The 12,395-nt window shown below is 63.0% G+C and carries 12 protein-coding genes and 1 tRNA gene; 9 read left to right on the top strand and 4 right to left on the bottom strand.

Annotated elements, in window-relative coordinates; genetic code table 11:
• The first annotated feature begins 146 nt into the window (after window positions 1–146).
• The 4 genes from betI (at window position 147) to betA (ending at window position 5,612) form a co-directional block, all read left to right on the top strand.
• A complete protein-coding gene (gene betI / locus N181_RS27680; RefSeq protein ID WP_037391332.1) occupies window positions 147–749 on the top strand; it encodes a transcriptional regulator BetI in 603 nt (200 codons plus the stop codon).
• Window positions 746–2,281, top strand: a complete 1,536-nt coding sequence (gene betC / locus N181_RS27685) for a choline-sulfatase (protein ID WP_037391333.1) — start codon at window positions 746–748, stop codon at window positions 2,279–2,281. Before betI ends, betC begins: the two co-directional genes overlap by 4 nt.
• Before the next feature lies 1 nt (window position 2,282).
• Window positions 2,283–3,746 carry a betaine-aldehyde dehydrogenase gene (betB, locus tag N181_RS27690; protein WP_014327650.1) on the top strand — a complete coding sequence of 488 codons (1,464 nt, stop codon included), beginning with the start codon at window positions 2,283–2,285 and terminating at the stop codon, window positions 3,744–3,746.
• Between the two features lie 216 nt (window positions 3,747–3,962).
• On the top strand, window positions 3,963–5,612 hold the full coding sequence (gene betA, locus N181_RS27695; RefSeq protein WP_037391335.1) for a choline dehydrogenase: 1,650 nt from the start codon (window positions 3,963–3,965) through the stop codon (window positions 5,610–5,612).
• Window positions 5,613–5,614: 2 nt separating this feature from the next.
• On the opposite strand, the gene N181_RS27700 is transcribed toward betA, so the two are convergent.
• Together N181_RS27700 and N181_RS27705 are read right to left on the bottom strand one after the other, a co-directional pair.
• The gene (locus tag N181_RS27700) at window positions 5,615–6,094 is read right to left on the bottom strand and encodes a DUF6644 family protein (protein WP_014327648.1); all 480 of its coding nucleotides are present in this window, start codon (window positions 6,092–6,094) and stop codon (window positions 5,615–5,617) included.
• On the bottom strand, window positions 6,094–6,480 hold the full coding sequence (locus tag N181_RS27705; protein ID WP_014327647.1) for a DUF6152 family protein: 387 nt from the start codon (window positions 6,478–6,480) through the stop codon (window positions 6,094–6,096). Before N181_RS27705 ends, N181_RS27700 begins: the two co-directional genes overlap by 1 nt.
• Window positions 6,481–6,715: 235 nt before the next feature.
• Here N181_RS27705 and N181_RS27710 point away from each other — a divergent pair, with 235 nt between their 5' ends.
• From N181_RS27710 to cysN, 3 genes are read left to right on the top strand one after another with little or no spacing between them, the layout of a single operon-like run.
• The gene (locus N181_RS27710) at window positions 6,716–7,528 is read left to right on the top strand and encodes a phosphoadenylyl-sulfate reductase (protein WP_369986498.1); all 813 of its coding nucleotides are present in this window, start codon (window positions 6,716–6,718) and stop codon (window positions 7,526–7,528) included.
• Between the two features lie 45 nt (window positions 7,529–7,573).
• The gene (gene cysD / locus N181_RS27715) at window positions 7,574–8,527 is read left to right on the top strand and encodes a sulfate adenylyltransferase subunit CysD (RefSeq protein ID WP_014327645.1); all 954 of its coding nucleotides are present in this window, start codon (window positions 7,574–7,576) and stop codon (window positions 8,525–8,527) included.
• Window positions 8,527–10,023 (top strand): sulfate adenylyltransferase subunit CysN, encoded by a 1,497-nt coding sequence (gene cysN / locus N181_RS27720; protein WP_014327644.1) that lies wholly within the window; start codon window positions 8,527–8,529, stop codon window positions 10,021–10,023. The genes cysD and cysN overlap by 1 nt, the downstream gene beginning before the upstream one ends.
• 211 nt (window positions 10,024–10,234) lie before the next feature.
• Here cysN and N181_RS27725 read toward each other — a convergent pair.
• Window positions 10,235–10,311, bottom strand: a tRNA-Pro gene (locus N181_RS27725).
• Between the two features lie 287 nt (window positions 10,312–10,598).
• Here N181_RS27725 and N181_RS27730 point away from each other — a divergent pair.
• A complete protein-coding gene (locus N181_RS27730; RefSeq protein WP_014327643.1) occupies window positions 10,599–11,012 on the top strand; it encodes a hypothetical protein in 414 nt (137 codons plus the stop codon).
• 177 nt (window positions 11,013–11,189) lie between these two features.
• On the opposite strand, the gene N181_RS32550 is transcribed toward N181_RS27730, so the two are convergent.
• The gene (locus N181_RS32550) at window positions 11,190–11,366 is read right to left on the bottom strand and encodes a YegP family protein (RefSeq protein ID WP_014327642.1); all 177 of its coding nucleotides are present in this window, start codon (window positions 11,364–11,366) and stop codon (window positions 11,190–11,192) included.
• 356 nt (window positions 11,367–11,722) lie between these two features.
• On the opposite strand from N181_RS32550, the gene N181_RS27735 reads away from it, so the two are divergent.
• On the top strand, window positions 11,723–12,391 hold the full coding sequence (locus N181_RS27735) for a CBS domain-containing protein (protein WP_014327641.1): 669 nt from the start codon (window positions 11,723–11,725) through the stop codon (window positions 12,389–12,391).
• Window positions 12,392–12,395 lie beyond the last annotated feature (4 nt).

Below are 12,395 nucleotides of genomic sequence, written 5' to 3' on the forward strand. Positions count from 1 at the left end.
TTCAACCTCCAGTCCTCGCGACGAGCACAAGCGCTTCCTCGTGATTGAGCCGGATTTTCGAGCAAAAAGAAAGGGAAAAAGCATGCGTATTTTTGTTGATTGATGCATCAATCAAAAATAGACTGCACCTTGAAGGAGCACGGGAGATGCCGAAAATCGGGATGGAACCGGTGCGCCGCAAGGCGCTCGTGGATGCGGCGTTGCGGGTGATCGGCGACCAGGGGACGCTTGCCGTCACCATGTCGGACATCGCCCGCACTGCCGGCGTCTCGCCCGCGCTCGCGCACCATTATTTCGGCAGCAAGGAGCAATTGCTGTTCGCGACGATCCGCAGCCTGCTCGGGCAATTGCGCGACGATGCCGTCGCTGCACTGAAGGCCGCGTCGACGCCGCGGGAAAAGGTGAGCGCGCTGATCCGCGTCAGCTTCCGGGCCGACCAGTTCGCGCCGGAGACGGTCGCCGCTTGGCTCGCCTTCTATTCGGAAGCGCAGCGCTCCGAAGACGTCCGGAGGCTGCTCGTCGTCTATGCGCGGCGGCTGCGCTCCAATCTGCTCGCCAGCCTCAAGGCGCTCTGCCGCGCCGATGACGCGGAGCGCATCGCCGAGGGCGCGGCTGCGATGATCGATGGACTTTACATACGGCAAAGTCTGAAATCGGCACCGATCAGTATCGAAGCGTCGATCGCGCTGACGGAAGATTATGTAACCACCCATCTCGAACAGCTTCGCCACCAAGGACGGGCACCATGACCGCCAGACCGAATATCCTGATCCTCATGGTGGATCAGCTGAACGGGAAGTTCTTTCCCGATGGCCCGGCCGATTTCCTGCACGCGCCCAATCTCAAGGCGCTGGCGGGGCGGTCGGCGCGCTTCCGCAACAACTATACGTCCTCGCCGCTGTGCGCGCCGGCGCGCGCGTCGTTCATGGCCGGGCAGTTGCCGAGCCGCACGCGCGTCTACGACAATGCGGCGGAGTATCAGTCGTCGATCCCGACCTATGCGCACCACCTGCGCCGGGCCGGCTACTACACCGCGCTTTCCGGCAAGATGCACTTCGTTGGGCCGGACCAGTTGCACGGATTCGAGGAGCGGCTGACGACCGACATCTACCCGGCCGACTTCGGCTGGACTCCGGATTACCGCAAGCCCGGCGAGCGCATCGACTGGTGGTATCACAATCTCGGCTCGGTCGCAGGCGCCGGCGTCGCCGAGATCACCAACCAGATGGAATATGACGACGAGGTGGCGTTTCTGGCGAACCAGAAACTATACCAGCTCGCCCGCGAGAACGACGACGAAGGCCGCCGGCCCTGGTGCCTCACGGTCTCCTTCACCCACCCGCACGACCCGTACGTGGCCCGGCGCAAGTTCTGGGATCTCTACGAGAATTGCGAACACCTGCTGCCGGAGGTGGACGCCCTCCCCTTCGACCGCCAGGATCCGCATTCGCGGCGCATCATGCACTCCTGCGACTACAAGAACTTCGAGTTGACCGAGGAAAACATCCGCCGGTCACGCCGCGCCTATTTCGCCAATATCTCCTATCTCGACGAGAAGGTCGGAGAACTCGTCGATACGCTGACGCGGACTCGGATGCTCGACAATACGCTCATCCTTTTCTGCTCCGACCATGGCGACATGCTCGGCGAGCGTGGTCTCTGGTTCAAGATGAATTTCTTCGAGGGCTCGGCGCGCGTGCCACTGATGATCGCCGGACCCGGGGTCGCACCGGGACTGCATCTGACGCCGACGTCGAACCTCGACGTGACGCCGACGCTTGCCGACCTCGCCGGCATTTCGATGCATGAGGTGCAGCCCTGGACGGATGGCGTCAGCTTGCTGCCGATGATCGATGGTGCGGAGCGAACCGAACCGGTGCTGATGGAATATGCGGCCGAAGCGTCCTACGCGCCGCTCGTCGCCATCCGCGAAGGCAAGTGGAAATACGTCCATTGCGCGCTCGATCCTGACCAGCTCTACGACCTCGATGCCGATCCGCTGGAACTCAGCAATCTTGCCGAAAAGCCGCGCGGGCCCGTCGATCAGGCGACACTCACTGCCTTCCGCGACATGCGGGCCGCGCACTGGGACATGGAGGCCTTCGACGCCGCGGTGCGCGAAAGCCAGGCGCGGCGCTGGGTGGTCTACGAGGCGCTCCGCAACGGCGCCTACTATCCGTGGGACCATCAGCCGCTGCAGAAGGCATCCGAGCGCTACATGCGCAACCACATGAACCTCGACAATCTCGAGGATTCCAAACGCTATCCGCGAGGAGAATGACATGAAAGCCCAACCGAAAGCCTCGCACTTCATCGATGGCGAATATGTCGAGGACGTAGCCGGTACGGTGATCGAGAGCATCTATCCGGCGACCGGCGAGGTGATCGCCCGGCTGCACGCGGCAACGCCGGCGATCGTCGAGAAGGCGATTGCCGCCGCCAAGCGGGCGCAGCCGGAATGGGCGGCGATGAGCCCGACGGCGCGCGGTCGTATCCTGAAGCGTGCGGCCGAGATCATGCGCGAGCGCAATCGCGAGCTCTCCGAACTCGAGACGCTCGATACCGGCAAGCCGATCCAGGAAACCATCGTCGCCGACCCAACTTCGGGCGCCGACAGCTTCGAGTTCTTCGGCGGCGTCGTCGCCTCGGCGCTGAATGGCGACTATATCCCGCTTGGCGGCGACTTCGCCTATACGAAGCGGGTGCCGCTCGGCGTCTGCGTCGGTATCGGCGCCTGGAACTATCCGCAGCAGATCGCCTGCTGGAAAGGCGCGCCGGCGCTCGCCGCCGGCAACGCCATGGTCTTCAAGCCGTCGGAGAACACGCCGCTCGGCGCGCTGAAGATCGCCGAGATCCTGATCGAGGCGGGGCTTCCCAAGGGACTCTACAACGTCATCCAGGGCGACCGCTCGACTGGTCCCCTGCTCGTCAACCACCCGGATGTCGCCAAGGTCTCGTTGACCGGCTCGGTACCGACCGGCAAGAAAGTGGCAGGCGCCGCCGCGGCCGAACTCAAGCACGTCACCATGGAGCTTGGCGGCAAGTCGCCGTTGATCGTCTTCGACGACGCCGATCTCGAAAGCGCTATCGGCGGCGCCATGCTCGGCAATTTCTATTCGACCGGCCAGGTCTGCTCGAACGGCACCCGCGTCTTCGTGCAGCGAAAGGTCAAGGACGCCTTCCTGGCGCGTCTGAAGGAGCGCACCGAGGCGATCATCATCGGCGACCCTATGGAGGAGACGACGCAGCTCGGGCCGATGGTCTCGAAAGCGCAGCGCGACAAGGTGCTCTCCTATATCGAGGCCGGCAAAGCGGAAGGCGCGCGGCTGATCACCGGCGGCGGCATTCCGAACGCCGTCAACGCCGAGGGAACCTACATCCAGCCGACCGTCTTCGCCGACGTCACCGACGAGATGACGATCGCGCGGGAGGAGATCTTCGGGCCGGTCATGTGCGTGCTCGACTTCGACGACGAGGCGGAGGTCGTCGCCCGCGCCAACGCCACCGAATTCGGCCTTTCGGCCGGCGTCTTCACCGCCGACCTCACCCGCGCCCACCGGGTCGTCGACCAGCTCGAGGCCGGCACGCTGTGGATCAACGCCTATAATTTGGCGCCGGTCGAGATTCCCTTCGGAGGTTCGAAGCAATCGGGCTTCGGGCGGGAAAATTCGGTTGCGGCACTCAACCACTATACCGAGCTCAAGACCGTCTATGTCGGCATGGGCAAGGTAGAGGCGCCGTACTGAGAATCCCGTTCGGGCGAGAGCCCGCCGCTTTCTCCCTCATCCTCGGGCGAGCGAAGCGAGTTCCGGGGATCCAGCAGCGCCAAGTCGGTGGCGCGAAAGCCTCTTTCCAAGCGACAGACGTCGCTTGGCTGGCTTCCTGTGACGAGCACAGGAATGAGGAAGCAGAGACAGCACCGCAGCGCCGGTAGGGCAAGGACGCAAGAGAAAGACCACGTTATGCAGGCAGATTTCGTCATCATCGGTTCCGGTTCGGCGGGTTCGGCGCTCGCCTATCGCCTGTCGGAGGACGGCAGGAACTCGGTCATCGTGCTGGAGTTCGGCGGCTCGGACATCGGGCCGTTCATCCAGATGCCGGCGGCGCTTGCCTGGCCGATGAGCATGAACCGCTACAATTGGGGCTTTCTCTCCGAGCCGGAGCCGCACCTCAACAACCGGCGCATCACCGCGCCGCGCGGCAAGGTGATCGGCGGCTCGTCCTCGATCAACGGCATGGTCTATGTGCGCGGCCATGCGGAGGATTTCGACCGCTGGGAAGAGCTCGGCGCAAAGGGCTGGGCCTATGCCGACGTGCTTCCCTATTTCAAGCGGATGGAACATTCGCACGGCGGCGAGGACGGCTGGCGCGGCACCGATGGCCCCCTGCATGTCCAGCGCGGCCCGGTCAAGAACCCGCTCTTCCACGCCTTCGTCGAAGCGGGCAAGCAGGCCGGTTTCGAGATGACCGACGACTACAACGGCTCCAAGCAGGAAGGCTTCGGGCTGATGGAGCAGACGACTTGGCGGGGCCGTCGCTGGTCGGCGGCTTCCGCCTATCTGAAGCCGGCCCTGAAGCGCTCGAATGTTCAACTCATCCGCTGCTTCGCCCGCAAGATCGTCATCGAAAACGGCCGCGCCACCGGCGTCGAGATCGAGCGCGGCGGCCGCATCGAGGTGGTCAAGGCGAACCGCGAGGTGATCGTCTCGGCGTCCTCCTTCAATTCGCCGAAACTGCTGATGCTCTCCGGCATCGGCCCGGCGGCGCACCTGAAGGAGCTCGGGATCGACGTAAAAGTCGACCGCCCGGGCGTCGGCCAGAACCTGCAGGACCATATGGAGTTCTATTTCCAGCAGATCAGCACCAAGCCGGTGTCGCTCTATTCCTGGCTGCCGTGGTTCTGGCAGGGCGTGGCGGGCGCCCAATGGCTGTTCTTCAAGTCCGGCCTCGGCATTTCCAATCAGTTCGAGGCCTGCGCCTTCCTGCGCTCGGCACCCGGCGTCAAGCAACCCGACATCCAGTACCACTTCCTGCCGGTGGCGATCCGCTATGACGGCAAGGCGGCGGCGAATACGCACGGTTTCCAGGTGCATGTCGGCTACAACCTGTCGAAGTCGCGCGGCAGCGTGACGCTGCGCGCCTCCGACCCGAAGGCCGATCCGGTGATCCGCTTCAACTATATGAGCCATCCGGAAGATTGGGAGAAATTCCGCCATTGCGTGCGGCTGACGCGCGAGATCTTCGGCCAGAAGGCCTTCGATCACTATCGCGGGCCGGAAATCCAGCCGGGCGAAAAGGTCCAGACGGACGAAGAGATCGACGCCTTCCTGCGCGAGCATCTGGAGAGCGCCTACCACCCGTGCGGCACCTGCAAGATGGGTTCGAAGGACGATCCGATGGCCGTCGTCGACCCCGAAACGCGGGTGATCGGCGTCGACGGCCTGCGCGTTGCCGACTCGTCGATTTTCCCGCATGTCACCTATGGCAATCTCAATGCCCCCTCGATCATGACCGGCGAGAAGGCCGCCGACCATATCCTCGGCAAGCAGCCGCTCGCCCGCTCTAACCAGGAGCCTTGGATCAACCCGCGCTGGGCGATCAGCGATCGGTAAGGCTACTCCAGCAGGAAGCCGATCCATCGGCCGGCGACGACGGCACCGGTCCACGTCAATAGCGAAAGCCATGCCGAAAGGCGGACCCTCAAGGAGATCGGTCCGCCCTTGACGGCGGCGCGCCACTGCGGCGACAGGTGCAAAATCGCCGCGTTGGCGACGCCGAGAACGAGTAGCGTCATCTTGGCGAGAAACGCGGCATTGCCGACATATTCAATCGGGTTGACACTGAAGAGGCAGAAGCCGGTGGCGGCCGCCAGCGCAACGCCGACCGCTGCGGCGTGCGAGAGAAACGGCCCGACCACCGCAACCGGAACCGCCCGGATGAGACCGATCAGTCGCAGATCCAGCGGCAGGATCGCCCCGATGACGATCCCGATCGACAGGATATGGGCCGCGTTTACGAAGATGTAGAGGGTCGCCGAGCGCCGTATCGCCAGGGCGAAGGGCAGCGTCCCGATCCAGGCGAGTATCTCCTCCATCAGTTCGTCTGTATGCGCTCCGGATAAATGTCATAGACCTTTCCGGCCACGGTGATCCGGACGGCCTTCATCCTTTTCTCGGCTCGGTCCAGCGAGCGGTTGCCGAGTGCGACGATCTGGTCGCCAACCTTCGCGACGCCCTCGACGAAGCCGGAGCGTTCGGTCAGCCGCGGATTGCCGAGTTCAACCAGCCAGAGGCCGTCGCTCTTCGTTTCGACCCGCAGCGTCGGATGCGGCGGCGCCATCGAAATCTCGCTTATCGTGCCGGAGAGCTCGATCTGGTCGGCCTCCGCCCAGGACCAGCCGTGGTGAGCATAGGCGCCCGTCACCAGAAGCAATCCGAGGACGCTTCCAAGGACGGCGCGACTGGACAAGGACTGCATCATTTGCGTCTCCCTTCATTCTCCCGCATTGATGAAGCACAAGCTGGAGCAGACGGTGCGAAAGGACAGGGCCTTCAACAATTCTTGAACGGCCGGGCACCCTCGGCTCCGCAGGAGGAAGGCATCCTTGCTCCTTCCTCGCGGTTAGATATAATCTACTAAATTACTAGGTTTTCTTAGAACTTTATCGATCAGAGAGATATTTGCTCTGATCCTTGAGCAATAGAAATCCGTTTTTCTGTCCTTTGTCACAAACGGCTGCGATATTCCGTGCAAATTGCAACAGGATGCAGCCATGACGACGCAATCCCTCGAAGCCGAAGCCAAGGCCCTGAATGACAGGCTCGAAAGCCTCGATCTTGCTGGTCGGCTGGCGCTCGTCGCCGGTCTTGAAGGCCGGGCGGTCTTCACGACGTCGCTCGGCATCGAAGATCAGGTCATCACCGCCGCGATCGGCACCAATCGGCTCGACATCGAGGTCGCGACGCTGAAAACCGGTCGCCTCTTCAACGAAACGGTCGCCCTCATCGAAGAGACCGAGGAAGCCTACGACATTCTGATCAAGCGCTACTTTCCCGAGAAAGCCGATATCGAAGACTACGTAGCCCAATACGGCATGAACGGCTTCTACGAGAGCGTCGAAGCCAGGCATGCCTGTTGCGGCGTGCGCAAGCTGAAGCCGCTTGCGCGCGCGCTCGAAGGCGTAAGCTACTGGATCACTGGCCTGCGCCGCGGCCAGTCCGGCAACCGCGCCACGACGCCCTATGCCGAAGCCGACCTCGACCGTGGCCTCATCAAGATCAACCCGCTGGCGGACTGGGACATCGAGACGATCCATGCCCATGTCGCCGCAGAGGCCATTCCCGTCAACCCGCTGCATGGCCGCGGCTATCCGTCGATCGGCTGCGAGCCCTGCACGCGCGCCATCAAGCCCGGCGAGCCGGAGCGTGCCGGACGCTGGTGGTGGGAGAACGACGAGAAGCGCGAATGCGGCCTGCATGTTGCCGAAGCGACTTCCTCCATCATTCCCAATGCCAGCAGCGCCGCCTGAGGGCAGCGCCGCAGCCAAGAGACAAGTATCCTCCCGGAGTTCGAAATGCCCCACACCCATCCGGAAACGGAATTGCATAACCCGCAGAGCACGAAACCACCGCTCGATCCGCATCTGAAGGCCCTCGAAAACGAAGCGATCCACATCTTCCGCGAGGTCGCCGCGGAATTCGAGCGCCCGGTGATGCTCTATTCGATCGGCAAGGATTCCTCCGTGCTCCTGCACCTGGCGCGCAAGGCCTTCTATCCCGGTCGCGTCCCCTTCCCGCTGCTGCATGTCGATACCGGCTGGAAATTCCGCGAGATGATCGCCTTCCGCGACGAGATGGTCGAAAAATACGATCTCGACCTCGTCGCCCATACCAATCCGCGCGGTGCATCCGAGAACGTCACGCCGTTCACGCACGGCTCGGCGCTCTACACCGATATCATGAAGACGGAAGCGCTGCGCCAGGCGCTCGACGCCGGCCAGTATGACGCCGCTTTCGGCGGCGCACGTCGCGACGAGGAAGCGAGCCGCGCCAAGGAGCGCATCTATTCCTTCCGCACGCCGGACCACCGCTGGGACCCGCGCAACCAGCGCCCGGAACTCTGGAACGTCTATAACGGCATGATCCGCAAGGGCGAAAGCGTGCGCGCTTTCCCGCTCTCCAACTGGACCGAAGTCGACATCTGGCGCTACATCCAGGCCGAAGAGATCCCGATCGTGCCGCTTTACTTTGCCAAGAAGCGCCCGATCGTCGAGCGCGACGGCATGATGATCCTTGCCGAGGACCCGCGCCTCGAACTGCTTCCCGGCGAGACGAAGCGCGAGGAGGTCATCCGCTTCCGCACGCTCGGCTGCTTCCCGCTGACGGGCGCGATCCGCTCCCACGCGACGACGCTCGACGACATCATTTCCGAACTTGAAACCGCGACCGTCTCCGAACGCCAGGGCCGCGCCATCGACCGCGACCAGGCCGGCTCGATGGAAAAGAAAAAACGCGAAGGATATTTTTGATGACCGCACCGGCACTAGCGACCGCAGCCTTGGACGAAACCGCCGTCGCCCTCCCCGTGCAGGAGCCGGCGCGGGTGGCGCGCGATTCCCGCCCGCTTCGCCTCATCACCTGCGGCAGCGTCGATGACGGCAAGTCGACGCTGATCGGCCGGCTGCTCTGGGACACCAAGGCGGTCAAGGAAGACCAGGCCGCAAGCCTTCAGCGCGATTCCAAGGGCAAGCAGAACGATCTCGGCCTGCCCGACTTCGCGCTGCTGCTCGACGGGCTGCAGGCCGAGCGCGAACAGGGCATCACCATCGATGTCGCCTATCGCTACTTCTCGACCGACAAGCGCTCCTTCATCGTCGCCGACACCCCCGGCCACGAGCAGTATACGCGCAACATGGCGACCGGCGCCTCGACTGCCGATCTCGCCGTGCTGCTTGTCGACGCGCGCGTCGGCCTCCTGGAACAGACCCGCCGGCACGCGACGATCGCGACGCTGATGGGCATCCGCCAGTTCGTGCTCGCGGTCAACAAGATCGACCTGACGAACTACGACCGCAGCCGCTTCGAGCAGATCTCGCACGAATTCAAGGAGCTGGCGCTGTCGCTCGGCGTGCGCCAGGTGACCGCGATCCCAGTCTCGGCGCTGAAGGGCGAGAATGTCGTCTATGACGGTCGCGCCGCGATGCCCTGGTACGAGGGCCCGACGCTGATCGAGGTACTGGAACTCGCGACCACCCGCTCGGCGCAGACCGTCGGTTTCCGCCTTCCGGTGCAGCGCGTCTCGCGCCCGGGTGAAAGCTTCCGCGGCTACCAGGGCACCGTGGCCGGCGGTTCGGTGAAGCCCGGCGATTCGGTCGTCATCCTGCCGTCCGGCATGGTCGCCAACGTCACGAAGATCGTCACCTTCGACCTGGTGCGCAACGCAGCGGTGGCCGGTGACGCGGTCACCCTCGTATTTGATCGCCAGGTGGATGTTTCGCGCGGCGACATGATTGTGGCGATCGACAGCCAGCCGATGACCGGACTTGCCTTCGACGCGCAGCTCGTGGCGCTGCAGGCCGAAGGCATCCAGCCGGGCAAGCGCTACTGGCTGAAATCCGGCAGCCGCCGCCAGCGCGTCCAGGTGCAGCCGATCAACCAGCTCGACCTCCAGTCCGGCAAGTGGAACCACGCCGACGAGCTGCCGATGAACGCCATCGGCAAGGTGCACCTCGCCTTTGACGAGCAGGCGATCTTCGACGCCTACGAGCAGAACCGCACGACCGGCGCCTTCATCCTGATCGATCCGGACACCAACAACACGGTGGCCGGCGGCATGATCACCGCCAAGCGCGCGACGCTCGGCGGCATCCATGCCGAGGACAGCCGCGTGATCCTGTCGCTGCCGGCGGATCTCGCCGACCAGCTGATGGCGACGGAAATCTTCTCGAGCCGCCGCGAAGACGCCGAAGTCCGCCGCGTCACCGCCGCCAGGGCGATCGAGATTATCGACACGATCGACGAGTGAGCGGAAAAATCCCAAGACGTGAAAAGGAAGGGGCCCACGCGGCCCCTTTTTTCATGCGCCATCTGGTGCCTGAGCTGGATCTGCTGAGGGCGGCAAGGCGCAACGGGCGTCCGGAAGAGTGAGCACGCTCTCGACGAACTTCGTGTCGAGCGCCGTCGTCTTTCGCGGCACCAGATGTCGAAAATACAGTCAACTAAGGGATTGATTTGGCTGGTCGGAGTGGCAAGATTCGAACTTGCGACCCCCACGTCCCGAACGTGGTGCGCTACCAGACTGCGCTACACTCCGTGACCAGCGGCGCCTCTATAGAACAGCATTTTCGTTTTCACAAGCGCCTAACTCAAAAAAGAACTCCGCCTCGCCCAAAAATTCTGCCCGCGGAAGGCGCCGCGGGCTCTCGCCCATGCGTGGCAATAGGGCGTTTCTGCAACGCTTCGGAATTTCCTGATTTGCAAGGTCGCACAGCGATTTTCTTTCGTCGCTTTTGGCGCTAGAGCCACGCGGAACGCAAGGAAATCCGGGGACGCCGGTCTCCCGCGCCGCAGGATTTGAGCACAGACCAAAGGGACAGAGACATGAATTTCCGCATGATGACGGCGGCCGGCCTTGTGCTGGTGCTTGCCGGCTGCACGACGACGACCGGTGTGGCGAGAAACGCGGTCGAGAAACGCTGGCTCGGCCAGCCGGCCGGCACCTTCTTCGCCCAGTTCGGCCCGCCGCTTTCCGACGTCGAAACGGGCGGCGACACGGTCTATAGCTGGAAGGGCGGCTACAAGACCCGCAGGATCCCGGCCGAATACGAAAAGACCGCCGACGGCAAGCGCGGCAAGCGCATCTCGGCCGCCCGCACCGAGTATTTGAGCTGCGCCGTGCAGTTGACCGTGTCGTCCGACTACGTCATCCGCTCGATCCGCATCGCCGGCGACCGCAAGCGGCCCACCGGCCCGAGCTGGTGCGAAGAATTCCTCGGCGGCGCCAAGGCGGAGTGAAGCGGCGCACTGCTTTCACGGTGAGAGGCCCGCTGGCGCAAATCAGCGGGCTTCCTCTTGATCCTAGCCGGCCCTGATGCATGTCGCCCAAAAGTGTGCAGCGGTTTTGGGATGAAGACATGCAGAAAAACAAGGACCTGAAGCGCGCCGCGTGAATACATTCGAACGCGACGCGCTTTAGGTATTGTCCTCGACCGGTGCATCCGGACCATTTTTCTTGATCGACTCTATGGCGTTCTGAGCGCTGGCTTTGCTCGCATAGCCTTCCGACGCAAACATCACTTCGTTGTTGTATTTGAAGCGGACACGGTATTCGCCAGCCTTGTCCTTGAAGATCTCGAATTTGTGGGCCATGTGCTCTCCCCCTCATGCAAGTGTGAAGCAAGCTACTTAACGTGACAGTTGCAGTCGGCGTTGACAAGGGTTGCATGTCACTTCCGATCCAGATCTGCAGGAGAGGCACAAAGCGCGCCGACGACGGATAAGGCAGGCTTTGGCTGGAGCGTGGTTCCCCGGCTGTATCGAGGCCTCTCCCCAGGGTCATGCGAAAGCGCGTGTGCGGATGCTCCCTAGGCAAGTGGTTGGCAAGATTGAACGGCAGGCAACGCGTGATGGCCGGCCATTACGATCTGGTTGTCGATTAGTGCCAACAGGTTTAATGTCGCCCACCTGAGACCGGTGCTGAGATCCATGGCGGAGTTGGAACCGAGATGCTCGTCAAAGATGTGATGACGATTGCGATCGTCAAAGTATCACCCGACAACAGTGTGAGGCAGGCAGCCAATGTCATGCTGGAAAATCACGTCAGCGGCATCCCGGTCGTTGACGATGAGGGGCATCTCGTCGGCATCATCAGCGAAGGCGACCTGATCCGTCGAACGGAACTCGGAATTGGAGCGATCGCGTCGCTTGCCGAAATGGCCATGCCTGCCGAGGAGAGAGCCGGTGCCTATGTGAAGCGCAGCTCGTGGAAGGTCGGCGACGCGATGACCAGCGCCCCCGTCACCATCGATGAGGACGCCTCGCTGACGCAAGTGGCAAAGCTGATGCTGGAGCGCGGCATCAAGCGCATTCCCGTCACCAGAGCAGGTGAACTGGTCGGCATCGTTAGCCGGGCCGACCTGCTTCGGGCAATCCTGATCGCCAAGCTGGATGAGACGGCGGCAGGCGATGAGGCCATTCAGCGCAGCATCGCGGTTCGCCTGGCGGAAAACACCGGTCTCGAAGGGCTTGACGTGACAGTGACCGTTGCCGACGGGATCGTGCATCTTTGGGGTGATGTCGAGACGGCAGAGTGCAAGAGAGCGGCACGGATCGTTGCGGAAAGCGTCCGCGGCGTCAGAGGAGTCGTAGAGCACTTTTCGCGACCTGATTCGTGAGGAC

It is taken from the genome of Sinorhizobium fredii USDA 205 (assembly GCF_001461695.1).
Classification (GTDB): Bacteria; Pseudomonadota; Alphaproteobacteria; order Rhizobiales; family Rhizobiaceae; genus Sinorhizobium; species Sinorhizobium fredii.